Origin of the sequence: Micromonospora sp. DT53, from assembly GCF_049841535.1 — a bacterium.
In the GTDB taxonomy this organism is placed as follows: Bacteria; Actinomycetota; Actinomycetes; order Mycobacteriales; family Micromonosporaceae; genus Micromonospora.
The window spans coordinates 600,620-624,995 of record NZ_JBNCKM010000001.1 but is presented as its reverse complement, the minus strand read 5'-3'; the positions used below and the strand labels follow the sequence as shown (position 1 = coordinate 624,995).

Annotated in this window: 21 protein-coding genes and 1 pseudogene; 8 read left to right on the top strand and 14 right to left on the bottom strand. The window is 70.8% G+C overall.

Annotated features, from left to right (window positions below; all coding sequences use genetic code 11):
• Nucleotides 1-2: 2 nt before the first annotated feature.
• The gene (locus tag ACLQ3B_RS03045; protein WP_425777115.1) at nt 3-704 is read left to right on the top strand and encodes a lysoplasmalogenase; all 702 of its coding nucleotides are present in this window, start codon (nt 3-5) and stop codon (nt 702-704) included.
• Here the strand turns inward: ACLQ3B_RS03045 and ACLQ3B_RS03040 are convergent.
• Entirely contained in the window at nt 673-1,470 is a 798-nt protein-coding gene (locus ACLQ3B_RS03040; RefSeq protein WP_425777113.1) for a tyrosine-protein phosphatase, read from the bottom strand. The genes ACLQ3B_RS03045 and ACLQ3B_RS03040 overlap by 32 nt on opposite strands.
• Nucleotides 1,471-1,514: 44 nt before the next feature.
• On the opposite strand from ACLQ3B_RS03040, the gene ACLQ3B_RS03035 reads away from it, so the two are divergent.
• Entirely contained in the window at nt 1,515-2,612 is a 1,098-nt protein-coding gene (locus tag ACLQ3B_RS03035; RefSeq protein WP_425777111.1) for a mandelate racemase/muconate lactonizing enzyme family protein, read from the top strand.
• 60 nt (nt 2,613-2,672) lie between these two features.
• Nucleotides 2,673-3,596 (top strand): NlpC/P60 family protein, encoded by a 924-nt coding sequence (locus ACLQ3B_RS03030; RefSeq protein WP_425777109.1) that lies wholly within the window; start codon nt 2,673-2,675, stop codon nt 3,594-3,596.
• Nucleotides 3,597-3,683: 87 nt separating this feature from the next.
• On the opposite strand, the gene ACLQ3B_RS03025 is transcribed toward ACLQ3B_RS03030, so the two are convergent.
• Nucleotides 3,684-4,682, bottom strand: a complete 999-nt coding sequence (locus ACLQ3B_RS03025) for a TerC family protein (protein WP_425777107.1) — start codon at nt 4,680-4,682, stop codon at nt 3,684-3,686.
• Between the two features lie 413 nt (nt 4,683-5,095).
• Between ACLQ3B_RS03025 and ACLQ3B_RS03020 the strand changes: the two genes are divergently transcribed.
• The gene (locus ACLQ3B_RS03020; protein ID WP_357379526.1) at nt 5,096-5,389 is read left to right on the top strand and encodes an antibiotic biosynthesis monooxygenase family protein; all 294 of its coding nucleotides are present in this window, start codon (nt 5,096-5,098) and stop codon (nt 5,387-5,389) included.
• 121 nt (nt 5,390-5,510) lie between these two features.
• On the opposite strand, the gene ACLQ3B_RS03015 is transcribed toward ACLQ3B_RS03020, so the two are convergent.
• From ACLQ3B_RS03015 to uvrB, 4 genes are all read right to left on the bottom strand, one after another.
• The gene (locus ACLQ3B_RS03015) at nt 5,511-6,368 is read right to left on the bottom strand and encodes a helix-turn-helix domain-containing protein (RefSeq protein ID WP_425777105.1); all 858 of its coding nucleotides are present in this window, start codon (nt 6,366-6,368) and stop codon (nt 5,511-5,513) included.
• A 195-nt stretch (nt 6,369-6,563) separates the two neighbouring features.
• On the bottom strand, nt 6,564-6,932 hold the full coding sequence (locus ACLQ3B_RS03010; protein WP_425777103.1) for a VOC family protein: 369 nt from the start codon (nt 6,930-6,932) through the stop codon (nt 6,564-6,566).
• Nucleotides 6,933-7,048: 116 nt separating this feature from the next.
• Entirely contained in the window at nt 7,049-7,861 is an 813-nt protein-coding gene (locus ACLQ3B_RS03005) for a helix-turn-helix domain-containing protein (protein ID WP_425777101.1), read from the bottom strand.
• A gap of 73 nt (nt 7,862-7,934) precedes the next feature.
• Complete coding sequence (uvrB, locus tag ACLQ3B_RS03000) at nt 7,935-10,043, bottom strand: excinuclease ABC subunit UvrB (RefSeq protein ID WP_425777099.1); 2,109 nt, start codon at nt 10,041-10,043, stop codon at nt 7,935-7,937.
• A 298-nt stretch (nt 10,044-10,341) separates the two neighbouring features.
• On the opposite strand from uvrB, the gene ACLQ3B_RS02995 reads away from it, so the two are divergent.
• On the top strand, nt 10,342-12,009 hold the full coding sequence (locus tag ACLQ3B_RS02995; RefSeq protein WP_425777097.1) for a hypothetical protein: 1,668 nt from the start codon (nt 10,342-10,344) through the stop codon (nt 12,007-12,009).
• A 2-nt stretch (nt 12,010-12,011) separates the two neighbouring features.
• On the opposite strand, the gene coaE is transcribed toward ACLQ3B_RS02995, so the two are convergent.
• Both coaE and rpsA read right to left on the bottom strand, forming a co-directional pair.
• Nucleotides 12,012-13,193, bottom strand: coding sequence for a dephospho-CoA kinase (gene coaE, locus ACLQ3B_RS02990; RefSeq protein WP_425777095.1), 1,182 nt, complete (start codon nt 13,191-13,193; stop codon nt 12,012-12,014).
• A gap of 275 nt (nt 13,194-13,468) precedes the next feature.
• Nucleotides 13,469-14,980, bottom strand: a complete 1,512-nt coding sequence (gene rpsA, locus ACLQ3B_RS02985) for a 30S ribosomal protein S1 (protein ID WP_124815727.1) — start codon at nt 14,978-14,980, stop codon at nt 13,469-13,471.
• Between the two features lie 415 nt (nt 14,981-15,395).
• On the opposite strand from rpsA, the gene ACLQ3B_RS02980 reads away from it, so the two are divergent.
• From ACLQ3B_RS02980 to ACLQ3B_RS02970, 3 genes and pseudogenes are all read left to right on the top strand, one after another.
• The gene (locus ACLQ3B_RS02980; RefSeq protein ID WP_425777093.1) at nt 15,396-16,202 is read left to right on the top strand and encodes a class I SAM-dependent methyltransferase; all 807 of its coding nucleotides are present in this window, start codon (nt 15,396-15,398) and stop codon (nt 16,200-16,202) included.
• 57 nt (nt 16,203-16,259) lie between these two features.
• The gene (locus ACLQ3B_RS02975; protein ID WP_425777091.1) at nt 16,260-16,862 is read left to right on the top strand and encodes a Uma2 family endonuclease; all 603 of its coding nucleotides are present in this window, start codon (nt 16,260-16,262) and stop codon (nt 16,860-16,862) included.
• A 94-nt stretch (nt 16,863-16,956) separates the two neighbouring features.
• Nucleotides 16,957-17,301 (top strand): annotated as a pseudogene (locus ACLQ3B_RS02970) (DUF3140 domain-containing protein); the annotation flags it as partial.
• Nucleotides 17,302-17,346: 45 nt separating this feature from the next.
• Here the strand turns inward: ACLQ3B_RS02970 and polA are convergent.
• From polA to ACLQ3B_RS02940, 6 genes are all read right to left on the bottom strand, one after another.
• Entirely contained in the window at nt 17,347-20,046 is a 2,700-nt protein-coding gene (gene polA / locus ACLQ3B_RS02965; RefSeq protein ID WP_425777089.1) for a DNA polymerase I, read from the bottom strand.
• Nucleotides 20,047-20,134: 88 nt separating this feature from the next.
• On the bottom strand, nt 20,135-20,941 hold the full coding sequence (locus ACLQ3B_RS02960; RefSeq protein ID WP_425777087.1) for an amino acid ABC transporter ATP-binding protein: 807 nt from the start codon (nt 20,939-20,941) through the stop codon (nt 20,135-20,137).
• Nucleotides 20,938-21,918, bottom strand: a complete 981-nt coding sequence (locus ACLQ3B_RS02955; protein ID WP_425777085.1) for an amino acid ABC transporter permease — start codon at nt 21,916-21,918, stop codon at nt 20,938-20,940. Before ACLQ3B_RS02955 ends, ACLQ3B_RS02960 begins: the two co-directional genes overlap by 4 nt.
• 3 nt (nt 21,919-21,921) lie before the next feature.
• Nucleotides 21,922-22,833: an ABC transporter substrate-binding protein gene (locus ACLQ3B_RS02950; protein ID WP_425777083.1), complete on the bottom strand. Its 912-nt coding sequence runs from the start codon at nt 22,831-22,833 to the stop codon at nt 21,922-21,924.
• A gap of 37 nt (nt 22,834-22,870) precedes the next feature.
• Nucleotides 22,871-23,581: an ABC transporter ATP-binding protein gene (locus ACLQ3B_RS02945; RefSeq protein ID WP_355007597.1), complete on the bottom strand. Its 711-nt coding sequence runs from the start codon at nt 23,579-23,581 to the stop codon at nt 22,871-22,873.
• Nucleotides 23,571-24,362 carry an ABC transporter ATP-binding protein gene (locus ACLQ3B_RS02940; protein WP_167492923.1) on the bottom strand — a complete coding sequence of 264 codons (792 nt, stop codon included), beginning with the start codon at nt 24,360-24,362 and terminating at the stop codon, nt 23,571-23,573. Before ACLQ3B_RS02940 ends, ACLQ3B_RS02945 begins: the two co-directional genes overlap by 11 nt.
• Nucleotides 24,363-24,376: the final 14 nt, after the last annotated feature.

Here is a 24,376-nt window from a genome sequence, read left to right as displayed (position 1 = left end):
CGATGCCCCGCAGTCGCACCGTGCTGATCGCCTTCCTCGTCGTGACGGCGGCGAACCTGCTGGCCAACGCCACCGGAGGCGGCGTGGCCTTCCTGCTCACCAAACCTCTGCTGATGCCGCTGCTCGCCGCGTATCTCTGGCGAGCCGGCGCCGAACGCGCGGCCCGACCGGACCGGCTGGTCCTCGCCGGGTTGGCCTTCGCCACCGGCGGCGACATCGCCCTCATGATCGACGGCACCTACTGGTTCCTGGCCGGCATGGCCTGCTTCCTCGGCACCCACCTCTGCTACCTCGCGGCCTTCACCCGACACGGCGCCGCGGCCGCGCTGCGCCGCGCGCCGCTGGTCGCCGTCCCCCTGGGGTACGCGGTGCTCACCATCGTCGCCCTGAGCTGGATGTGGGCGGGGCTCACCGACGCCGGCCTGGCCGTGCCGGTGGCCGGCTACGCGCTCGCGCTGGCCGCGATGGCAAGCACCGCCGCCACCCAGGGCTGGCGGGTCGGTCTCGGCGCCGCGCTGTTCCTCGGCTCCGACCTGCTGATCGCCGCCGGGGTGGCCGAGGTGGCCCAGCCACCCGGCGCGCCAGTGCTGGTCATGGCGACCTACGCCGCCGGCCAGGCGCTGATCGTGACCGGCCGCGCCGCCCGCGTCGGCACACCCACCGGCGCACCTGTCACTCCAGCAGTTGCGCCCGCAACGCCCTGAGGTCGGAGTCGGCGAGCCCCAGCCCGTCGCGCAGGTACGCGTCGAACGAGCCGTGCACCCGACGCACCTCGGCGTACGCGGCGTCGAGATACTCGGCGCGAACCTCCAGCACCGGCAGCACCGCGTCCACGTCCAGCTCGGGATTCCGCCGGCGCATCGCCTCGACGATCACCGCCCGCAGGCTGTCGGTCAGCTCGTCGTTGCGCAGGTACTCGGCGCGGATCGCCGCCTCGTCCACCCCGAGCGCCGTCAACAGGATGACGGTCAGCCAACCGGTGCGGTCCTTGCCGGCGGAGCAGTGGTAGAGCAGGGGCAGATTCTCCGGCCGGGCGGCCAGCCGGACCGCATCGGCGAAACCGACCCGGGCCGACTCACCCGTGACGAACCAGCGGTAGATCGCCGCCATCGCCCCCGCGGTGCCCTGCCGAGCCAGCTCCGCGTACGCGTCCAGGTCGTGACCGAGCAGCACCGCCGAGACGTACGTGAAGACCGGGTGCTCCGGATCGTGCACCGGAAGGCGCACCACCCGTGGCTCACCGGCCAACCGGTCCTCCGGGGCGACCTCGATCTCCGTGATGGCGCGCAGGTCGACCACACACGCCGGCCCCAGCTTCGCCAACACCGGTAGGTCCTCGTCGGTCAGCCGACCCAGCGCCGGAGTGCGGATCAGCTGGCCGACGCGGACCCGTCGCCCGTCCGCGCCCACCAGCCCACCCAGGTCACGCGCGTTCGGTGCACCCACCAGCTCCCAGCCCTGCCCGGTCATCCGGTCTCCCCTCCCATCGTGAACCTCCGTATAGGGTGCCTGACATGACGATCTCGGCGGTACGCACCCACCGGGTTTCCGCCCCCTTACACACCCCGTTCGTCACCGCGCTACGCCGCACCACCACAGTGGACACCCTGGTCGTCGAACTCGTCGACAGCGACGGCCGCTCCGGCTTCGGCGAGGCGCCCCAGGTCTGGCAGGTCACCGGCGCGTCGGTCACCGGCGCACAGGCGTGCGTCCGCGAGTTGCTCGGCCCGCAGCTGATCGGCCGTGACCCGGACGACCTGGTGACCCGTTGCGCCGAGGTGCAGCGCGCGGTGGTCGGCAACGAGGCCGCGAAGGCGGCGGTGGACGTCGCTCTGCACGACCTCGCCGCGCGGCGGCTGGGCGTGCCCCTGGTGCGGTTGCTCGGGGGCACCACGCTGCGGGTCCCGACGGACGTCACCCTCGCCGCGGGCGACGCGGTGGACCTGGCGGCCGCGGCGCGGCAGCGGCAGGCCGACGGCTTCGGCGTACTCAAGATGAAGGTCGGCACCGACGCGGCAGGCGACCTGGACCGGGTACGAGCGGTGCGGGCGGCCGTCGGCCCGGGCATCCGGATCCGGCTGGACGCCAACCAGGGCTGGACGCCCCGGGAGGCGGTCCGGGTGATCCGCGGCATCGAGGACGCCGGGCTCGACGTGGAGCTGGTCGAGCAGCCGGTGATCCGCTGGGACCTGGACGGGCTGGCCTGGGTCAGCGACCGGGTGTCGGTGCCGATCATGGCCGACGAGGCGGTCTTCGGGGTCCGTGACCTGGTGGAGGTGATCCGTCGCCGGGCCGCCGACCTGGTAAACGTCAAGCTGGCCAAGTGCGGTGGGCTGCACCCGGCCCGTACCCTCCTCGACCTGGCCACCGCCCACGGGCTCGGCACGGTGGTCGGCTCGATGATGGAGAGTCAGGTCGGCCTCGGGGCGGCGGCGAGCCTGGTCGCCGCGTACGGCACCACGGCGGTCGCCGACCTGGACGCCGCCTGGTGGCTCGCCTGGTCACCGGTGCAGGGCGGGATACGCTACGACGGGGCGACCGTGGTGCTGCCGGACGCCCCTGGCCTGGGCATCTCCGGCCTCGCTGAAGCAAAAGTGCAGGCTGGTGGTTGATGACCGGCGGTTTCTTTCATAGAGTTCGCCCTCGACAGCCGACACGATCTGGGGGTTGACGTGGAGCTGCAACCGGGCCGCGAGGCCATCGTCCGGGTCGCCGTGGCGACGCTGTGGACCTCTCCCGAGGCAGTCCGCCCGGTCGACTGCCCAGCGCTGACCGCCGGCGTCGACATCCCGACCTGGGTCTCCGGAATGGACACCGACCAGCAGGTCGGCGACTGCGTGCTGAGCCAACTCCTGCTCGGCGAACGGGTCCTCGTCAGCGAGCTACGCCCGGACGGCTGGGCCCGGGTCGTCGCCGTCGAACAACCAGCCGCCAAGCTGGACCCCCGCGGCTACCCGGGCTGGCTCCCCGCCGGGCAGTTGGCCGTACCCCACCCGGCCCACACCAGCGCCGACCACCCACTGGTGGTGGACGCCACGATCACCGAACTGCACGCCGCCCCGAACGGGCCGGTGGTGCTGCCCGGCGTCGTCGTCGGCACCCGCCTCGTGCCGGCCGGTCCCCCGCGCGGCGACTGGCGGCCGGTGCACGTCCCCGGTCAGGCCACCCCCCGCTGGCTGCCCGACGCCCACCTGGTCCCGGCGCCGGCCGCGTCGCCGACCGCCGAGCAGGCGCTCGCGGTGGCACAGCGACTGCTGGACGTGGTCTACATCTGGGGCGGTCTCTCCGCGCACGGCATCGACTGCTCGGGGCTGGTGCACCTGGCCTGGCGGCGGTTCGGGGTGCTGCTGCCCCGCGACGCGGACGACCAGGCAGTGGCCACCACCCCACTGCCGTTGGGCGCGGAACGGCCCGGCGATCTCTACTTCTTCGCCCGCCCCGGCCGCAAGATCCACCACATCGGCATCGTCACCGCCCCGCCCGGCGACGGCGGCCAGCGCCGGATGCTGCACGCCTGTTACCGACGGCGGCGGGTCATCGAGGAGCCACTGCCGGCCGACCGGACCGCCACGCTGGTGGGCGCCCACCGGGTCTAGGGCATGTTGTGGACGTGTCGGTCGACCAGCACTTCCGCAACACGCCTTCACCGGCCGGGCGCGTGTCCGCACCCGGCCGGCGACAGGTCAACGCCGGGCGTCGGCTAACTCGCGACGCCGGTCCCGGGAAGACTTGACCAGGCTGGCGGCGGTGGCGATGCCCAGGGTGCCGATGATGACCAGCAGCGACAACCAGATCGGGATGTGCGGCGCCCAGCCGACGTGCTCGCCACCGTTGATGAACGGCAGGTTGTTGTCGGCAAGCGCCTCCAGCACCAACTTGACCCCGATGAAGCCGAGCACGACCGCCAGGCCGTAGCTCAGGTAGATCAGCCGGTCGAGCAGGCCACCGAGCAGGAAGTAGAGCTGACGAAGGCCCATCAGCGCGAAGACGTTCGCGGTGAAGACCAGGTACGGCTCCTGGGTGATGCCGAAGATCGCGGGGATCGAGTCCAGTGCGAAGATCAGATCGGTGGTGCCGATCGCGATCATCACGATCAGCATCGGGGTGAACAGCCGCCGGCCGGTGGCGTGGGTGGTGAGCTTCGCGCCGTCGTAGTCCTTCGAGATCGGCAGCGCCTTGCGGCTCCACCGGATCAGCACGTTCTCGGAGAACTCGTCCTCGTCCGGTTCACCCTGCCGGGCCAGGTTCACCGCGGTGTAGATCAGGAACGCGCCGAAGATGTAGAAGACCCAGGAGAACTGCGTGATCAGCGCCGCGCCGGCGGCGATGAAGCCGCCGCGCATCACCAACGCCAGCACTATCCCGACGAGCAGCACCTTCTGCTGGTACTGCCGAGGCACCCCGAAGCGGGCCATGATGATCACGAAGACGAAGAGGTTGTCCACCGAGAGGCTGTACTCGGTGAGCCAGCCGGTGTAGAACTGGCCGGCCGCGCTGGCCCCGGAGGTCAGCCAGACCCCCGCGCCGAAGATCAGCGCAAGGCCGACGTAGAAGGCGACCCAGAGGCTCGACTCCCGCACACTCGGCTCATGCGGGCGCCGACCAATGATCAACAGGTCGACGAGCAGGACCGCAGTCAGTGCGACAAGCGTCCCCGCCCACACCAATCCGGACACGTCCAACGTTCATTCCTCCGGCAGACACGCGGCGTCGGGCACACCGTACGCCCCCGGAAGGGCCGGCGTGCCGCTGTCGCTCACTCTGGTGACTGTCGGAGGTCTCTTCCGCCGTCGCCCCGTGCGGGGCGGCGACCTACGGGGCCGGGTCGGGCCGCCGTGGTTCCGGCGATCGACCGTGCTGACGACTCCGTTGCGGGGGAATACTCCCCTCCTCGGTGACCATTGTTGCCCACCACGCCCCGTGATCACACCCCGGGCAGCCGGTGGCGCCGGACACCCGCCCGACGTCACACCCGCTGGGGCTTCCTAGGAGGCTAGTGCAGGTCGGGTGCGGGGATCGATCGGGTCGGCGAGGCCGTCACCGGAACAGACCCCGCGACGCCGACTGCCCCGACCGCCATGGGAGGCTGTCCGACATGGTGCTTGAGGTCGCGCTGATCGATGTACTCCCCGGACACGAGGACGCGTTCGCCGCCGCGTACGCCGAGGGTCACCCGGTGCTCGCCGGGGCGACCGGCTGCCGGTCCGTGCGGATGACCCGAGGAATCGAGTCGCCAACCCGCTTCGTGCTGCTCGTCGAATGGGACTCGGTCGAGGCGCACGAGGAGAACTTCCGGGCCACCGAACGGTTCGCGCAGTGGCGGGCGTTGATCGGACCCCACTTCGCGGGACCGCCCGTGGTCGAACACTTCCTCGACGTACCGGCCTGAGCCGAGCTGTCGTACCCCGCGGTTATCGTGCCGTGCGCACGCGCCGGCCGCCGGTCCCGACGGGCTCGGGGGCGCCGGGCCCGGTGGCCGCGCGGCGCGTCACCCTGGGCACCCGCAACCGTCACTCGCCGGCGCGGCGGGCCAACACGGTGATCGTCTCCTCCGCTGACAGCGCCGCAGCCAGCAGCGCCTCGGTCATCCGCTCGTAGCGGTCGACGTCGAGCACGGTGGCCAACCGGACATCGGTGGTCAACGCCTCGAGCATCACCGTCCGCGGGTCCGCCGGGTCGGGAAAGGCATAGCAGGAGTACGGGGTGAGCGGGTGCAGCCCGCCACCGGCCGCCCCGCGTGGCAACAGCCGCACCGTGACGTGGGTGAGCCCGGTCACGGCGACCAGGTGCCGCAACTGTTCCCGCCAGACCGCCGCCGGTAGGTCGCCCGGGTCGCAGACGGCCTCGGCGAGCACGGCCGTGTAGCGCGGCGGATAGGCCCGCCGCAGCACCTCCTGCCGCAGCGCCCGGGCGCGCACCTCGGCCTCCACGTCGACCTCCGGCGTGAGCTGGGCGCCGGCCGCGACCAGCACCCGGGCGTACGCGGGCGTCTGGAGCAGCCCCGGCACGACCGACGGCTGATACTCGACGATGTCGGCGGCGCCCGCCTCCAACTCGGCGTACGTGCGCTGCCGTTCGCTCATCTCGCCCAGCGTCTTCCACCAGCCGCGACTGGTCGCCGCGTCCCGGGCGATGACGATCAGCGCCTCCCGGGCGGGCGTCGGCACCTTGTAGACGTCCAGCAGGTCGAGCACGTCGGCAAGGTCGGGGCGACTCTGGCCCAGCTCGATGCGGGACAGCTTCGACGTCGAGGCCCAGCCCAACCGGTCGCAGACCTGCTCCAGGGTCAGCGACTCGCGCCGACGGAGCTGGCGCAGTTCTGCGCCGAGACGTGCACGTCGAATGACAGGACTTGTTGGCAGCGGCATCCCGGCCTCCCCACCGAGGGAGACTACGCAGGACGATCACCCAGTGCAATAGCTTGCTCGCACACCGCAACAGGGCGCGCGTTGCCGTCGACCAGTCAGCCCGGCCCGAACCTACCGTTTCCGCAGGTCAACTGTGGTTACGGGCCACGAAGCCCCGCCCCGACGGGGCGCGAGCCCCATTCGGCTGGGCTGGGCTCAGGGTCGGTAGGTGCCGAAGGACCAGACGTTGCCATCCAGATCTCGCGCGGCGTAGTCACGGGAGCCGTAGTCGGTGTTGTACGGCTCGCGGGTGATCTCGGCGCCGGCCGCGCGGGCCTGGGCGCAGTGCGCGTCGACGTCCGGCACGGCAACGTAGACGGACCAGTCGTCGTCGGCCGGCCGGGGCGCTGCGTCGGCCCGACCACCGAGCATGATCATGCCGGTGTCGAGGACCAGCTCGGCATGCGCGACAGTGCCGTCCGGCGCCTCGTGCACGGCATGCACACGGAAACCGAAGGCGGCGCCGAGCCAGTCGATCGCGGCGCGGGGATCGGAGTAACGGAAGATCGGATAGATGGTTCGCATGACTCGATTCTGCGGCCCGCGGCCCCGATCCGGATTGGACGATTGTGACCTCCGCTGCCCCGGACAGCCGAACACGAGTGCGGGTCGCCGTCGCGACCGCGGTCAGCCGGCCGTCGTCACCCGGCGGTGAGCAGCGCGGCCGGCGTCGCCCCCGCGAACTGGTGGAAGTCCCGGATCAGATGGGACTGGTCGTAGTAACCGCAGCTCGCCGCCACCGCGGCCCAGTCGACGGCCCGCCCGGTCGAGCCGGCCTGGGCCGACACGGCGTGGGCCTGCTGGAAACGCAGCAGTCGGGCCGCCATCTTGGGCGGCAGGCCGACCTCCTGCCGAAACCGGGACGCGAGGTGCCGCCGGCTCCAGCCCAGCTCGTCGGCGAGCACACCGACGCTCCCCCGCCCACCGTTGGCGACGAGCCACCGCCACGCCCAGTCGAGCCGCGAGTCCACCGGCGGGGACGCCGCCAGCCGGGCGGCGAGCACCCTGTCGAGCAGGGCGAACCGCTCCGGCCAGCCGGGGGCCTCGGCGAGCCGGTCACGCAGCCGCTCCAGCCAACGGCCCGGGAGCTGCCCGACGCCGACGGCCCGATTGGTCAGCTCGTTCAGCGGCAGGCCGAGGAGCCGGCGGGCGGCCAGGGGGGCGAGCAGCAACTCGACGCCCTCCCCCACACCCACCGTGCGGGTGGTGCACCAACCGTCGAAGGTGCCGGCCACGAACGAGTCGACAGCGGTGACGCCGCGCTCCGCGCTGCGCGGGTCGGTCACGTCCAGCGGATCGCCCCAACCCACGATCAGCACCACGAAGACGCCCGCCGACTCCCGGCGGACCAGTGGCACGTCCGCCCGTTCCCGGTAACCCACGTACCGGTCGACGAACGGACGCAGGCTGGCGTCGGGCAACCCGAGGACCATCTCGCCAATCGGTGTCGTCAACCGTGCCCGCCCTTCGCGTACCCCGGTCGGCCGAGCCCGAGCGGAGCCCCGGGCGTGGCCGACCGGTTGGCCGTCACTTCACGCCGGCGGCGTCCATGCCGCGCAGCTCCTTCTTCAGGTCGGAGACCTCGTCACGGATCCGGGCCGCCAACTCGAACTGCAGCTCGCGGGCGGCGGCCAACATCTGGTCGCTGAGCTCCTGGATCAGCTGGGCGAGGTCGGCCCGGGCCATCCCCTCCCGCGACGTGGTGGTGGCGGCGGACCGGCTGCGGCTGCGTGTCTCCTTGACCGGCGCCTTGCCCCGGGAAAGCTGACGCACCGCGCCCCCGACCCGGGAGTTCTCGGTGTCCTCCGCCTCGCGGTAGATGTCGTCCAGGATGTCGTGGATCTTCTTGCGCAGCGGCTCCGGGCTGATGCCGTGCGCCTCGTTGTGCGCGATCTGCTTGGCCCGACGCCGATCGGTCTCGTCGATCGCCGCCGCCATCGACGGAGTGATCTTGTCGGCGTACATGTGCACCTGACCGGAGACGTTACGGGCGGCCCGGCCGATGGTCTGGATCAGCGACCGGCCGCTGCGCAGGAAACCCTCCTTGTCGGCGTCGAGAATCGCCACCAGCGACACCTCGGGCAGGTCCAGACCTTCGCGGAGCAGGTTGATGCCGACGAGCACGTCGTAGTCGCCCTTGCGCAGCTCGCGCAGCAGCTCCACCCGGCGCAACGTGTCGACCTCCGAGTGCAGGTAGCGCACCCGGATGCCGTTCTCCAGGAGGTAGTCGGACAGGTCCTCGGCCATCTTCTTGGTCAGCGTGGTGACCAGCACCCGCTCGTCCCGGTCGGTCCGCAGCTTGATCTCGTGCATCAGGTCGTCGATCTGACCCTTGGTCGGCTTGATCACGACCTCCGGGTCGATCAGACCGGTGGGTCGGATCACCTGCTCGACGAACTCGCCCTGGGCCTGCTCCATCTCCCAGGTGCCGGGGGTCGCGGAGAGGTAGACCATCTGGCCGACCCGCTCCAGGAACTCGTCGAAACGCAGCGGCCGGTTGTCGGCCGCGCTGGGCAGCCGGAAGCCGTGGTCGATGAGCATCCGCTTGCGCGACGCGTCGCCCTCGTACATGCCGCCGATCTGCGGGATGGTCACGTGCGACTCGTCGACCACGGTGAGGAAGTCGTCGGGGAAGTAGTCGAGCAGGGCGTGCGGCGGGCTGCCGGGCAGCCGCCCGTCCATGTGCATCGAGTAGTTCTCGATGCCGGAGCAGAAGCCCACCTGCCGCATCATCTCGATGTCGTAGGTGGTGCGCATCCGCAGCCGCTGCGCCTCCAGCAGCTTGCCCTGCCGCTCCAGCTCGGCGAGGCGCTCGGCCAGCTCCACCTCGATGTCCCGGATCGCCCGTTCCATCCGCTCCGGACCGGCCGCGTAGTGCGTGGCCGGGAAGATCACCAGCTGGTCGACCTCGCGGACCACGTCACCGGTCAACGGGTTGAGGTAGTAGAGCTTCTCCACCTCGTCACCGAACAGCTCGATGCGGATCGCCAGTTCCTCGTACGCCGGGATGATCTCCAGCGTGTCGCCGCGAACCCGGAAGGTGCCCCGCTGGAAGGCCATGTCGTTGCGGGTGTACTGGATGTCGACCAGCCGGCGCAGCAACTGGTCGCGGTCGAGATCCTGCCCGATCTGCACCTTCACCGCCCGGTTGAGGTATTCCTCCGGGGTGCCGAGACCATAGATCGCCGAGACGGTCGCCACCACGATCACGTCGCGGCGGGTGAGCAGCGACATCGTCGCCGAGTGCCGCAGCCGCTCCACCTCCTCGTTGATCGAGGAATCCTTCTCGATGTAGGTGTCGGTCTGCGGGATGTAGGCCTCGGGCTGGTAGTAGTCGTAGTACGACACGAAGTATTCGACGGCGTTGTTCGGCAGCAGCTCGCTGAACTCCTTGGCCAGCTGCGCGCAGAGCGTCTTGTTCGGGGCGAGCACCAGGGTGGGTCGCTGCAGTCGCTCGATCAACCACGCCGTGGTGGCGCTCTTGCCCGTGCCGGTCGCGCCGAGCAGCACGGTGTTGCGGTCGCCGCGCCGAACCCGGCGCTCAAGATCGTCGATGGCCGCCGGTTGGTCACCGGCCGGCTGGAAGTCACTGACGACCTGGAAGCGGCCGTCGAGCCGGGGAATGTCGAGCGCCATGCCTTCAACGGTACGCCGGAGGTCCGACAGGAACCGCCGTCACGCCAGGTGTGTGATCGGCTTCAATATCCCCATTGTGTGGCCCATGTCACCGGGACTACCCTCTTCATGTAGGCCGCTCGCGGCGGCCGACCGGCCCGGTGGCCAGGCCAACATCACGGCCGGTCACCCCCGGCACTGCGGTCGCAGCACCCGGCTCGTCCGGCGTGCGCACCGTGTGGTCGCGCTCGAGGCGCAGACCGGCCGCCGCGAGCGCCCCTGCTCGTCACCCCGGTGCCTCCCCGCCCGTTTCCACTCCGTGGACACCTCTGCAACCCCGCCGCCCGACACCCCCCGCACTGCCACACCCCGGCCGGCCGACACGAGCACCGGCGGCGACCCCGGCAGCAGCGGCGGCCCGACCAGCCGCAGCGGCCCAGCCAGCGACGGCGGCCCGGCCGGCGGCACTGGGCGGCACCGCACCGGCCCGGACATCGCCGACAGCACCGAAGCCGCCGACACCACCGGCCCGGCCCCGGCCGGCCGTCGTCGGCGTACGGTGCTGCTGCTGCTCGGTCTGACGGCGGTGACGTCCGCGACGGCGTTGGTGCTCGGGTTGTTGAGCTGGGCGCCCGACCCGCCCGAGCCGGCCCGGCCGCTGACCGTGACCGAGAGCGAGCGGCTGGCCGCCGTGCGGGTCACCAACCTGCGGGACCTGCGCGCCGGGGTACGCGTCACGGCCGGCACTGGCGCCGCCCGCGTCGAACTGGTGGGCTGGGTGGACTGGTCCCGTTCGCTGCTCTATCTCGACGTGGGTGGGCCGGGTGCCGGCGCCGAACGCGGGCTGTTGCAGAGGAGTGGTCCGGTGCTGGTGATCCGGCCGGATCCGGCGGCGGTGCCCACTCCCGCCGCACCACCACTGGTGCCCCCGGCGGATCGGTGGCGGCTGCACCGACTGGCTACCGGGGCGCACCTGGCGCCGGTGCTCGACCTGCTCCTCGATCTCGCCGCCGACCGCCCGGACGCGACTCGGACGGCACCGTCCAGCGGGGCGCGCTGGATAGCCCGGGACACCGTGCCGGCCGGCCCACTGGACGTCATACAGGCACCGCTGTCCACAGGCGTGCCGGCCGCCAGCACGGCGCCCGGCACCCCCGCTGCCGCGACGCCCGTCCCGGACGGACAGACCCGGTACTGGCTCGACCAGGATGCCCGGCTGCACAAGCTGGTGACCCAGCTGCCCGGCACCGGCCCGGTCGCGATGATCTTCAACCGGGCGGACCGGCCGACACTACGGCCGGTGGACGCCCTCGGCGGGCGGCCCGGTCTGCCCCGCGCGCTCACCGACGCCGAGCAGCGTCGGCTGGATCGGCTGCCGACCCGGCTCCGGGCCCAGGGTGGCGCCACGGTGACGCTGAACGCGCCAGTGGGCGAGGACACGAACCTGCGGGGCGCCGGCTGGTTGAGCTGGACCGCGCGTACCGCGTACCTCGCGGTCGCCGACCTTGGCGTGCCGGATCGCCGGACCCTGCTGCGACGCGACACCGTCGGTCTGGCCCGGACGGACCTGCCGGCGGCCGCCGCTGGTGGCGGCACCGCGGAGGCGCCCGCCCGGCCGCCGTTGCCAGCCCCGGCCGGGGCCTGGCGGATCTCCCGACCCGGCGCGGACGACCTGAGCGTGCTGGTCGACGCCGCGGTGGCCGCCGGGTCCGTCGGGCACCGCGGCGCGGCCGTGCGGGTACGTGAGGACGTCGTCGCCGGACGGACCGTGGACGTCATCGAGTCGGGTCCGGCGGGCGGGCGGCTGCGTTACTGGATCGACCGGGACGGGTCGCTCCGTCGGCTCGAGTTGCGGACCGACGCCGGCGCGTGGGCGCACCTGGATCTCCAACCCGCCGTCGTGCCCCGACTGGCCGTCAACCCTCGGCCCGCCACCCCTCGACCGTCGGCCCCTCGGTCGCCGGCCCCACGGCCCGGTGCCCGCTGACCTCAGGGGCGCCAGCCGGTCTGCGCGGCCCACTGCTCGGCCCGCAGGTACTCCTCGTCGAACCACGGGTTGCGGGCCGTGCCGGAATCGCCGGCATCCGGTGCCGCGTCGACCAGGTCCCGCTTGAGCAGCAGGTACGCGGCCCGCTGGTCCGGGTCGGCCCGCAGGTGGTCGCGCATCAGCAGCGCGTACCGCCAACCCGGCGAATCCGCCACCCGCACGTGCAGGCGAACCGGGCGGGCCGGGTCCGCACTGCCGTGCAGCCGCTTCTCCCACCGGTCCCTACCGGCCGGGCGCGGGTCATCCCACCACTGCCCGGGCACCCGCGGGAACCCGGCGCTCGCCAACCGGTCGACCAGTGGCCCGTCGGCGTCGGCGAGGCTGGAGACCGCCACCTGCACGTCGATGACGTTCTGGGCGGCCAGGCCGGGCACCGCCGTCGAACCGATGTGATCGATCCGTAGGGCATCCGGACCGAGCGTGTGCTGGATCCGGGCGGCCAGCCGCGCGTACTGCTCCGGCCAGCTCCCGTCGGCCCCGGCCAGCTCGGTCGGGGCCGGCGGGACCACCCGCCGCTGGCGCAGGTTGTCCTCGTAGGGCGTCAGCCGCTGCTTCCACAGCACGTCGACGGCGTCGTGCAGCGCCGTCAGGCTCCCGTCGTTGGTCAGCACCACGTCCGCCGCCGCCCGGCGGCGGGCGTCGTCGGCCTGGGCGGCGATCCGCCGCTCGGCCTCCGCGCGACCCATCCCCCGGTCGCGCGCCAGCCGCTCCAGTCGGGTCGGCACGGCCGTCTGCACCACGATCACCAGGTGGTACGTCGGCGCGAGACCCACCTCGACCAGCAGCGGTACGTCGTTGACGACTATCGCGTCGGGTGCCGCCGCGGCGGCCAGCTCCGCGGTGCGGGCCCGGACCCGGGGGTGGGTGATCGCCTCCAGCCGACGCCGGGCGGTCTCGTCGGCGAACACCACCGCTCCCAGCGCGGCCCGATCCAGTGCGCCGTCGTCGTCCAGCACCGCGTCGGAGAAGGCGGCAACGATCTCGGCCAGCCCGTCCGTACCCGGCGCCACCACCTCTCGGGCCACCTGGTCGGCGTCGATGAGCACCGCGCCCCGTTCGACGAGCCGCGCGGCCACCGCGCTCTTGCCCGAACCAATCCCGCCGGTCAACCCCACCCTCAGCACCCGAACAGTCAACCGGATCCACAAGCCCGTCGCCAAACCCGCCCCAGGATCGTGCTCGAACCAGGATTGAGTGGTGTGCGGCGTCCGGGAGGCCCCTACATCATGGATCGAGGGCGATCTTGGCGGTCGGTGCCCGGCCGCGCGCCCGCCGCGGCGCGCTTGTCCCGACTCGCTCCGGGCACGCCACTCACCCGGGGCGTCATGCGGGTACGGCGAAGGCCCCGCCCCCAGCGATCCGGAGATCGCGGGGACGGGGCCTGTCGTCGTTCAGCGGGTCACTTACCGCCGGCGAGCTTCTCCCGCAGAGCGGCGAGCGCCTCGTCGGTGGCCAGCGTGCCGGCCGGCTCCTCGGCCTGCCGGCTCGGGGCCGGGCTGGACGAAGAGGTGGTGCCACCGCCGCCGCCACCGGCAGCGGCCGGGACGACCGGAGTCGGGTTGGCAGCGGCCTCGGCGTCGGCGGCCCGAGAGGTCTGCACCTGCTTGGTGTGGGCCTCCCAGCGCAGACGAGCCTCGGCGTACTGGTTCTCCCAGGTCTCGCGCTGCTTGTCGTACCCCTCGAGCCACTCGCCCGTCTCCGGGTCGAAGCCCTCCGGGTAGATGTAGTTGCCCTCGGTGTCGTACGTCGCGGCCATGCCGTAGAGGGTCGGGTCGAAGTGCTCCTCGCCCTCGACGAAGCCCTCGTTGGCCTGCTTGAGCGACAGCGAGATCCGCCGACGCTCGAGGTCGATGTCGATGACCTTGACCATGACCTCGGAGCCGACCTGGACGACCTGCTCCGGGATCTCCACGTGGCGCTCGGCCAGCTCGGAGATGTGGACCAGACCCTCGATGCCGTCGTCCACACGGACGAACGCACCGAACGGCACCAGCTTGGTGACCTTACCCGGCACGATCTGCTGGATCGCGTGGGTGCGGGCGAACTGCCGCCACGGGTCTTCCTGGGTCGCCTTCAGCGACAGCGAGACCCGCTCGCGGTCCAGGTCGACGTCCAGGACCTCGACCTCGACCTCCTGGCCCACCTCGACGACCTCGGACGGGTGGTCGATGTGCTTCCAGGACAGCTCGGAGACGTGCACCAGACCGTCGACGCCGCCCAGGTCCACGAAGGCGCCGAAGTTGACGATCGAGGACACGACGCCCTTGCGGACCTGGCCCTTCTGCAGCTTGTTGAGGAACTCGGTGCGCACCTCGGACTGCGTCTGCTCCAGCCAGGCCCGGCGGGACAGGACCACGTTGTTGCGGTTCTTGTCCAGCTCGATGATCTTGGCCTCGAGCTCCCGCCCGACGTACGGCTGCAGGTCGCGCACACGACGCATCTCGACCAGGGACGCCGGCAGGAAGCCGCGCAGCCCGATGTCGAGGATGAGGCCGCCCTTGACCACCTCGATGACCGAACCGCGGACGACGCCGTCCTCGTCCTTGATCTTCTCGATCGTGCCCCAGGCCCGCTCGTACTGTGCCCGCTTCTTGGAGAGGATCAGACGACCCTCCTTGTCCTCCTTCTGGAGGACCAGGGCCTCGATGTGGTCGCCAACCGTCACAACCTCGGCGGGGTCCACGTCGTGCTTGATCGACAACTCCCGAGAGGGGATGACACCCTCGGTCTTGTAGCCGATGTCGAGCAGGACCTCGTCCCGATCGACCTTGACGACGGTGCCTTCGACAATGTCGCCGTCGTTGAAGTACTTGATGGTCTCGTCGATCGCGGCGAGGAATGCCTCCTCGGAACCGAGATCGTCGTGGGTGACCCGGGTGGCGCTCGAGGGGGCCTCGATGCTGCTCGTCATGTGGGCGGTTGCTCCGGTCGGTGGGTTGTCACAGCAGGCTGGTGTGTCGCAGTGACCTGTTCGCGCCAGCGGATCCGTCGCCGGGCACACCGAACGATCGCCTAGTGAGATCATGATGTGGCTCCGTCGACCGCGCACCTGCTCCCTGCCGAGGCAACGCGATCCGCGAGCGCATCGTCTAGCCTACCGTGCGCATTACCACAGCGTGCAAGCCCTCCCGGCTTCTCTCCGTGCGATGACCTGCGAAAGCCGACCAATCGCCCGGAAAACACCCCTGCTGTCTCCTGCGTCACAGCAGACCCAGGCGTGCCACCGCCGCACCGCACTTGATCGACTCGGTTCTCCTGACGTCAGCCACACAGGTCGTGGACGCGCCGCCGTACCCAAGGGGGTGGGCGGGGCCTAGCGTGGGCGCGTGGATGACGACAGCCGGGTTACCCGGCGCCGGGTGGGTGACGCCGAGGCCCGGCGCGCCAACCGCGGCTGGTGGGACACCGACGCCGACGACTACCAGGCCGAACACGGCGCGTTCCTCGGCGACGTGGACTTCGTGTGGTGCCCCGAGGGCCTGCGCGAGGCCGACGCCCGGCTGCTCGGCGACGTGTCGGGGCGGCGGGTGCTGGAGGTGGGCGCCGGCGCCGCGGCCGCCGCCCGCTGGCTCGCCACCCAGGGTGCCCGGCCGGTCGCCTTCGACCTGTCCGCCGGCATGTTGCGGCACGCCGCCGAGGCCGCCGACCGCAGCGGGGTACGCGTACCGCTGGTGCAGGCCGACGCGCTCGCCCTGCCGTTCGCCGACCTGTCGTTCGACGTCGCCTGCACCGCGTTCGGCGCGATCCCGTTCGTGGACGACTCGGCGGCGCTGCTCGCCGAGGTGCACCGGGTGCTGCGCCCGGGCGGCCGGTGGGTGTTCTCGGTGACCCACCCGATGCGGTGGATCTTCCTGGACGACCCCGGCGAGGGCGGCCTGACGGCCGTGCACTCATACTTCGACCGCTCCCCCTACGTGGAGCAGGACGAGACCGGCGTGGCCACCTACGTCGAGCAGCACCGCACCCTCGGCGACCGGATCCGTGAGCTGGTCGGCGCCGGGTTCCGGCTGCTGGACCTGGTGGAGCCGGAATGGCCGGAGGGACACGAGGGGATCTGGGGGCAGTGGAGCCCGCTGCGCGGACGACTCTTCCCCGGCACCGCCATCTTCGTCACCGAGAAGCCCGCCGGCTGAGCGCGTCGCACCCGCAGTCCGACATGCGTTCCATCGATCGCCGGTAGGCTGAGCCCCATGAGCGCGGAGCCCATCCCGACATCACCTGGCCCCTGGTGTCCGGACCCGATGCGGCAGCAGCGTGCCGACTACACGCTGGAGGACCTGCTCACCCTGCCGGACGACGCCCCCCGCGTCGAACTCGTCGACGGAGTTATCCAGGTGACCCCCTCCCCCACCCTGGGCCATCAAGACATCTCGTTCCTCCTACGTCTTTGGCTTCACTCACGCGTGCCGGACCATCTCCGAGTCGCCCAGGCGGTCGGAGTGGGGCTCAGCCGCAACACCAGCCGGCAACCAGACCTGTTGCTCTGCCGCGCCGACGTGCCGTCCGACCGGTCCACTCTGCGGCCGTCGGACGTCGCGCTCGCGGTGGAGATCGTCTCCCCCGGCACGCGACGGATCGACAGGTTCGCGAAACCTGGTGAGTACGCCGCCGCCGGCATCCCGTTCTACTGGCGGATCGAGCAGGATCCGGTGCACGTGTACGCGTACCGGATCGGCGACCGGGTGGGGCCGGGCGGTGAGCGGCAGTACGAGCTGGTCGCCGACGGGCCCGACGTGATCGAGCTGACCGAGCCGTTCGACATCAAGCTGCCGATCGCCCAGATCACTCCGTAGTCGTTTCGCCCCGACCGGGTCGGGTAGCCGAGGACCATGGCCGAGCAGAGATTCCACCAGGGCGACCCCGCCCCTCGCCCCGAGGCGCTGCGTCATGAGCAGAAGTGACGACGGCCGGGACACCTACCGGGAGTTCACCGAAGCGGTGAACATGAAGCCCGGCGAGCTGTCCACGTGGTTGGAGACCGACGATTCGAAGCAGGTCGGCTGGCACAAGGGCGGTCACGCTGGTGGTGGCGAGTCCGTCGGGCACGAATCCGGCCGGAAGATCATCAACCTGCTCCGCCGCAAACGCGGTGACCTGTCCGAGGGCGACTACAAGCACATGCGCAAGGTCGTCGGCTACGTACGCCGGCACATGGCGCAGCGCCCCTCCGGCAACGTCCGCGACACCAGGTGGCGCTGGTCGCTCATGAACTGGGGTCACGACCCCCTGAAGTGACAGGTCACCGCCGCAAGATCCACCACCGCAACCAGAAAACGATCAGTGATCGGCGCTGTTCCAGTCCCGGCCCAGACCGACGGACACCTCCAGCGGCACCGACAGCGGGTAAGCCCCGCCCATCTCCCGCCGGACCAGCGCCTCCAACGCCTCCCGCTCACCCGGGGCGACCTCGAAGACCAGCTCGTCGTGCACCTGCAACAGCATCCGTGAGCGCAGCCCCGCCTCGCGCAGCGCGGTGTCGACGTGCAGCATCGCCACCTTGATGATGTCGGCCGCGGAGCCCTGGATGGGGGCGTTGAGGGCCATCCGCTCGGCGATGTCGCGGCGCTGCCGGTTGTCGCTGACCAGGTCGGGCAGGTAGCGACGCCGACCGAGGATGGTCGAGGTGTAGCCGTCCTGGCGGGCCCGGGCGACGACCTGCTGGAGGTAGTCGCGCACTCCACCGAAGCCGGCGAAGTAGTTCTCCATCAGCCCGCGCGCCTCTTCGGTGCTGATGGTGAGCTGCTGGGACAGGCCGAAGGCGCTGAGCCCGTACGCCAGGCCGTAGTTCATGGCCTTGATCTTGCGGCGCTGGTCGGGGGTGACCTCGTCGAGGGGCACCCCGAAGACCGACGAGGCGGTGGCGGCGTGGAAGTCGGCGCCGGAGTTGAACGCGTCGATCAGCGCGTCGTCCGAGCTGAGGTGCGCCATGATGCGCATCTCGATCTGGCTGTAGTCGGCGGTGAGCAGGCACTCGTAGCCCTCCCCCACCACGAAGGCCCGTCGGATCCGACGGCCCTCCTCGGTGCGGATCGGGATGTTCTGCAGGTTGGGCTCGGTGGAGGAGAGCCGACCGGTGGCCGCCACGGTCTGGTTGAAGGTGGTGTGGATCCGGCCGTCGTCGGAGACCGACTTGAGCAGCCCGTCGACTGTCGACTTGAGCTTGGCCACGTCCCGGTGACGCAGCAGGTGGGCCAACACCGGGTGCGGCTGCTGCGCGTAGAGCCACTGCAGGGCGTCGGCGTCTGTGGTGTAACCGGTCTTGATCTTCTTGGTCTTCGGCAGGCCCAACTCGGTGAAGAGGATCTCCTGCAACTGCTTGGGCGAGCCGAGGTTGAACTCCCGGCCAATCTCGGCGTAGGCATTTTGCGCGGCGGTCTTGACCTCACCGGCGAAATGCGCCTCCAACTCGTGGAGATAGTCGTTGTCGGCGGCGATGCCGGTGCTCTCCATGGTGGCCAGCACGCGCATCAACGGCAGCTCCACGCCGGCCATCAGCCGGGCGGACTGCTCGCCGTCGCGGGACAACTCGGCGTCGATCGCGTCGGCCAGGTCGAGGGTGGCCCGGGCCTGGAGCATCAGGTTCTGCTCGATGACCCCTTCGTCGCCGAGGCCGTCCAGGGTGAGCTGGCCGGACTCCGGCACATCCACCCGCAACTCCCGGTGCAGGTAGCGCAGCGCCAGGTCGGTCAGGTCGTAGGAGCGCTGGTCGGGCCGGGCCAGGTACGCGGCGATCTGGGTGTCCCGGACGATACCGGCGAGCTGCCAGCCGTGCGCGGCGCAGGCCAGCACGGCCGGCTTGCTGTCGTGCAGCACCTTGGGTCGCTGCGTGTCGGCCAACCAGCCGGCCAGGGCGCCCTCGTCGGTCGGGTCGAGCCCGGCCGGGTCGACCCAGGCCGCCGCGCCGCCGGCGGTGGCCAACGCGAGACCGGTGATCGAGGCGGTGTGCCGACGGTTGGGGCCGGTGTCGAGTTTGACCGCCAACCCGACCGGGGTGCCGGTCGGGACGTGCGTGGTCAGCCACCCGGCCAGCGCGCCGGGCTCGGTGAGCACCTCGCCGGTGAGGTCGAAGCCGGACTCGGCCTCCGGCTCGACCGACTCGAGGTACTGGTAGAGACGGTCGCGCAGGATGCGGAACTCCAGGGTGTCGAAGACCTGGTGCACCGCTTCGCGGTCCCAACCCGTCCAGCGACTGTCCTCCGGGCGCAGCGGCAGCTCCAGGTCGGAGACGAGGCAGTTGATCTCGTAGTTGCGGATCACGTCGGCGAGCCGCTCCCGCAGGCTGTCGCCGGCCTTGCCCTTGATCTCGTCGGCCCGGGCGATCACGCCCTCCACCCCGCCGTACATGGTGATCCACTTGGCTGCGGTCTTCGGGCCGACGCCCGGGACGCCGGGCAGGTTGTCACTTGTCTCGCCGACCAGCGCGGCGAGGTCCCGGTACTGCTGTGGCGGGACGCCGTACTTCGTCTCGATCGCCGCCGGGTCCATCCGGGCCAGGTCGGAGACGCCCTTGCGCGGGTAGAGGACGGTGATCTGATCGTCGACCAACTGGAACGCGTCACGGTCACCGCTGCTGATCAGCACCGACATGCCCTGGTCGCGAGCCTGGCAGGCGAGCGTGGCGATCACGTCGTCGGCCTCGAAGCCCTCCTTCTCGACCACCGGGATCTGCAGCGCGGCCAGGACCTCCTTGACCAGGCTGACCTGGCCCTTGAAGTCGGTCGGGGTCTCGCTGCGGCCGGCCTTGTACTCCGCGTACTTGTCGGTGCGGAAGGAACGGCGGGAGACGTCGAAGGCCACCACGATGTGGGTCGGCTGCTCGTCGCGCAGCACGTTGATCAGCATCGAGGTGAAGCCGTACACCGCGTTGGTCGGCTGCCCCGTCGTGGTGGAGAAGTTTTCCACAGGCAGGGCGAAGAAAGCCCGATATGCCATGGAATGTCCGTCGACGAGAAGCAGGCGCGGTGTCGTAGCTGTCACGGCAGCGACTCTAGCCCGCCACTACGACAGGACGGGACACCGGCACGGCGCCCGGCGCGGCCGTCGGACGGCCGCGCCGGGCGCCGGCTCAGAGCACCTTGGCCAGGAACGCCTTCGTCCGGTCGTGCCGGGGGTTGGCGATCACCTCGCGCGGCGCGCCGGACTCCACCACCACCCCGTCGTCCATGAAGATCAGCGAGTCGCCGACCTCCCGGGCGAAGCCGATCTCGTGGGTCACCACGATCATCGTCATGCCGTCGCGGGCCAGGTCCTTCATCACGTCGAGCACCTCGCCGACCAGCTCCGGGTCCAGCGCGCTGGTGGGCTCGTCGAAGAGCATCAGCTTCGGCTGCATCGCCAACGCCCGGGCGATGGCCACCCGCTGCTGCTGCCCGCCGGAGAGCTGCCCAGGGTAGTTGCCCAGCTTGTCACCGAGCCCGACCCGCTCGAGCAGCGCGGCGGCCCGGTCCCGGGCGGCGGCCTTGCGCTCCCGGCCCAGCAGCACCGGCGCCTCGGCGACGTTCTGCAGGGCGGTCATGTGCGGAAAGAGATTGAACCGCTGGAACACCATGCCGATCGCACGGCGCTGGGCGGCGACCTCCTTCTCCCGCATCTCGTGCAGCTTGCCGCCGCGCTCCCGGTAGCCGATCAGGTCGCCGTCCACCCGGATCCGGCCGGCGTTGATCTTTTCCAGGTGGTTGATGCACCGCAGGAACGTCGACTTGCCCGAGCCGGAGGGCCCGAGCAGACAGCAGACCTCGCCGCTGCGGACCTCCAGGTCGATGCCCTTGAGCACCTCCACCGACCCGAACGACTTGTGCACCTGCTCGGCCCGGACCATCACGCCGTCGCCGGCCGTTCCCTCGGCACCCGCCGGTGTCGTCACCTGCGTCATCCCCGACCCGCCTCGCTCGCGCTACCGCCGGCCTCCGCGGCGATCCCGCGCAGTCTGATCTTCGCTTGGGCGCTCTTGCCGAACCCCTTGGAGAAGTGCCGCTCCAGGTAGTACTGCCCGGCGAGCAGCACGCTGGTCAGCAGCAGGTACCACAGGCAGGCCGCCACGTACATCGGGAAGACCTGGAAGGTCCGGTTACCCACGGCCTTGAGCTGGAAGAACAGCTCGGTGGAGACCGGCACGAAGGCCACCAGCGAGGTGTCCTTGAGCATCGCGATGGTCTCGTTGCCGGTCGGCGGGATGATCACCCGCATCGCCTGCGGCAGCACGATGCGGCGCAGGATCTGGGTGCGGCTCAGGCCCAGCGCCTGCGCCGCCTCGGTCTGCCCCTCGTCCACCGACTGGATCCCGGCCCGGACGATCTCGGCCATGTACGCCGCCTCGGAGAGCCCGAGCGCCAACATGCCGGCGACGAATCCGGTGAGGATCTCCAGCGCGGAGAAGCCGAAGAGACGTGCCTCGAAGTCGTCCACGCCGAACAGCGCGCCGAGCTGCCGATCGAACGGGAGCCCGAACTCGATCCGGGCCCAGAGGATGCCGAGGTTGCCGAAGAGGATCGCCAGCACCAGCCGGGGCACCGCCCGGAAGAACCAGGTGTACGCCCAGGAGACGCCGCGCAGGATCGGGTTCTCCGACAACCGCATGATGGCGATGACGACGCCGAGGCTGACGCCGATCACCATCGCCAGCACGGTCAGCGCGAGCGTGCCGCGCAGACCCTCCATGATCGGCGGCCGGAACATCTCGTCGACCATGAACGACCAGTTGAACGCCTTGTTCGTCACCAGCAGGTGGACGAACATGGCCACCAGCACCCCGATCACGGCGACCGCGACCCAACGCCCAGGATGCCGGACGGGCACGGCCTGGATGGGTTCCGGCCGTGCCCGTTCGGTTGTGTCCGTTTCTGACGACATGCGTCAGTTGGCGGGGTTCAGCGCCGAGGAGGTGATGGCGCCGCCGTCGACGCCCCACTTCTTCAACGCGGTCTGGTACGTGCCGTCGGCGATGACCGCCTGGACGGCCTCCTTGAGCACCTCGGCGAAGGCGGTCTGGTCCTTCTTGACCGCGTAGCCGTACGGGGCGGACTCGTAGATGTCGCCGACCAGCTCCAGCCCGCCGTTGCTCTGCTTCACCGCGTACGCCCCGACCGGCGAGTCGGCCAGCATGGCGTCGTTCTTGCCGCTGAACACGGCGGCCGTGGCGTCGCTCTGCGCCTGGTACTGGTCGATGGTGATCGCCGGCTTGCCGCCGGTGGTGCACTTCTTCGACCGGGCGGTGATGTCGTCGAACTGCACGGTGCCGGTCTGCACGGCGATCTTCTTGCCGCAGGCGTTCTCAATGTCGATCTTGCCGGCGTTGCCGGCCTTCGTCGCCCACTGGGTGCCCGCGGAGAAGTAGCTCACCATGTTGACGCTCTTGAGCCGCTCGGCGTTGATGGTGAACGACGACACACCGATCTCGTACTTGCCGGAGTCGACACCGGGCAGGATCGAGTCGAAGGGCGACGACTCGTACTCGGCCTTGAGACCGAGCTTCTGCGCCACCGCGTTGAACAGCTCGACGTCGAAGCCGACCACCGTCTTGCCGTCGGCGTCGAGGAACTCCGCCGGGGCGTACGTCGAGTCGGTGCCGACCTTGATCACACCGTCGGCCTTGATGGCGTCGGGCACCTTCCCGGCCAGCGCCGAGTCGGCCGCCGCCGTGACGGTCGGACCGGCACCGGGCGAGCCGGTGTTCTCCTTCTCCCCACACGCCGTCAGCGAGAGGGCGAGCAGCGCCACACTGGCGGCGCCGAACGCCGCCCGGCGGGCACCGATGGTATTGAACATGTCTCTGCACTCCTTGCGTGAGGGGTGTGACGGCCGCTCAGGCCACGCCGAGGTATGCCTCTTTGACCGCCGGGTCGTGCAGCAGCTCGGCGCCGGTACCGGTCTTGACGATCCTGCCGGTCTCGAGCACGTACGCCCGGTGCGCTCGGGCCAGCGCCTGCTGCGCGTTCTGCTCCACCAGCAGGACTGTGGTGCCCTGCTCGTTGATCTCCTTGATGATGTCGAAGATCTGTTGGATCAGCATCGGCGCCAATCCCATCGAGGGCTCGTCGAGCAACAGCAGCTTGGGCCGGCTCATCAACGCCCGACCGACCGCCAGCATCTGCTGCTCGCCGCCGGAAAGGGTACCGCCGGCCTGCTTACGTCGCTCCGCCAGCCTGGGGAAGAGGTCGAGCACCCGGGCCAGGTCCTCGGCGATCCCGGCCCGGTCCCGCCGGGTGTACGCCCCCATGTCCAGATTCTCGAGCACCGACATGCCGGGGAAGATCCCCCGACCCTCGGGCGCCTGGCAGAGCCCCCGCCGGACCCGCAGGTCCGCCCGGAGCTTGGAGATGTCCTCGCCCTCGAAGCGGATGCTGCCGGTGGCGATCGGCCGGATCCCGGAGATCGCCCGCATGGTGGTCGACTTGCCGGCGCCGTTGGCGCCGATCAGCGCGACGATCTCACCCTCGGCCACGGTCAGGCTGATGCCGTGCAACGCCTGGATCCGTCCGTAGAGCAGGCTCACATCGTCGATCTCAAGCAACATCGTCCGGGACCCCCAGGTACGCCGCGACCACCTTCGGGTTGTCCCGCACCTCGGCGGGCAGCCCCTCGGCGATCTTCTTTCCGAACTCCAGCACGACGATCCGGTCGGTGACGCCCATGACCAGGCGCATGTCGTGCTCGATCAGCAGCACGGTCACGCCGGTGTCCCGGACCTGCCGGATGAGCTGGAGCAGCTCCTCCTTCTCCGCCGGGTTGAAGCCGGCGGCCGGCTCGTCCAGGCAGAGCAGCACCGGATCGGTGGCCAGCGCCCGAGCGATCTCCAACCGCCGCTGCTCCCCGTAGGAGAGGTTGCGGGCGAACTCGTGCAGCCGGTGCCGGATGCCGACGAACTCCAGCAGCCGCTCGGCCTTCTCCCGGCCCTCACGCTCCTCGCGCCGGTGCCGAGGCAACCGGAACAGCGCGGAGAGCACGCTGGTCTTGTGGTGCGCGTCCGCGCCGACCTGGACGTTCTCCAGGGCGGTCATCTCCGGGAACAGGCGGATGTTCTGGAACGTCCGGGCCATGCCCAGTTGGGTGATCTGGTGGCGCTTCTTCCCGCTGATCTTGCCGCCACGGAACCGGATCTCGCCCTGGGTGGGCTGGTAGATGCCTGTCATCGCGTTGAAGCAGGTGGTCTTGCCAGCGCCGTTCGGGCCGATCAGCCCGAGGATCTCCCCCTTGTAGAGGGTGAAGTTGACGTTGTCGAGCGCGACCACGCCGCCGAAGCGCAGCGTGACGTTGTCGACCTCCAACAGCGGCTCCCGACTCGGGACCGCCTCCATCGCCGGCGCGCCGG

Excerpts from the sequence above, each read along its gene's own strand:
- ACLQ3B_RS03040 (WP_425777113.1), bottom strand. The coding sequence starts at position 1,470 with ATGACCGGGCAGGGCTGGGAGCTGGTGGGTGCACCGAACGCGCGTGAC.
- ACLQ3B_RS02975 (WP_425777091.1), top strand. The coding sequence starts at position 16,260 with ATGAGCGCGGAGCCCATCCCGACATCACCTGGCCCCTGGTGTCCGGAC.
- ACLQ3B_RS03020 (WP_357379526.1), top strand. The coding sequence starts at position 5,096 with ATGGTGCTTGAGGTCGCGCTGATCGATGTACTCCCCGGACACGAGGAC.
- uvrB (WP_425777099.1), bottom strand. The coding sequence starts at position 10,043 with ATGGCGCTCGACATTCCCCGGCTCGACGGCCGCTTCCAGGTCGTCAGT.
- ACLQ3B_RS03045 (WP_425777115.1), top strand. The coding sequence starts at position 3 with ATGCCCCGCAGTCGCACCGTGCTGATCGCCTTCCTCGTCGTGACGGCG.
- ACLQ3B_RS03015 (WP_425777105.1), bottom strand. The coding sequence starts at position 6,368 with ATGCCGCTGCCAACAAGTCCTGTCATTCGACGTGCACGTCTCGGCGCA.
- ACLQ3B_RS02945 (WP_355007597.1), bottom strand. The coding sequence starts at position 23,581 with ATGTTGCTTGAGATCGACGATGTGAGCCTGCTCTACGGACGGATCCAG.
- rpsA (WP_124815727.1), bottom strand. The coding sequence starts at position 14,980 with ATGACGAGCAGCATCGAGGCCCCCTCGAGCGCCACCCGGGTCACCCAC.
- ACLQ3B_RS03010 (WP_425777103.1), bottom strand. The coding sequence starts at position 6,932 with ATGCGAACCATCTATCCGATCTTCCGTTACTCCGATCCCCGCGCCGCG.
- ACLQ3B_RS02955 (WP_425777085.1), bottom strand. The coding sequence starts at position 21,918 with ATGTCGTCAGAAACGGACACAACCGAACGGGCACGGCCGGAACCCATC.
- ACLQ3B_RS02940 (WP_167492923.1), bottom strand. The coding sequence starts at position 24,362 with ATGGAGGCGGTCCCGAGTCGGGAGCCGCTGTTGGAGGTCGACAACGTC.
- ACLQ3B_RS02960 (WP_425777087.1), bottom strand. The coding sequence starts at position 20,941 with ATGACGCAGGTGACGACACCGGCGGGTGCCGAGGGAACGGCCGGCGAC.
- ACLQ3B_RS03035 (WP_425777111.1), top strand. The coding sequence starts at position 1,515 with ATGACGATCTCGGCGGTACGCACCCACCGGGTTTCCGCCCCCTTACAC.
- ACLQ3B_RS02950 (WP_425777083.1), bottom strand. The coding sequence starts at position 22,833 with ATGTTCAATACCATCGGTGCCCGCCGGGCGGCGTTCGGCGCCGCCAGT.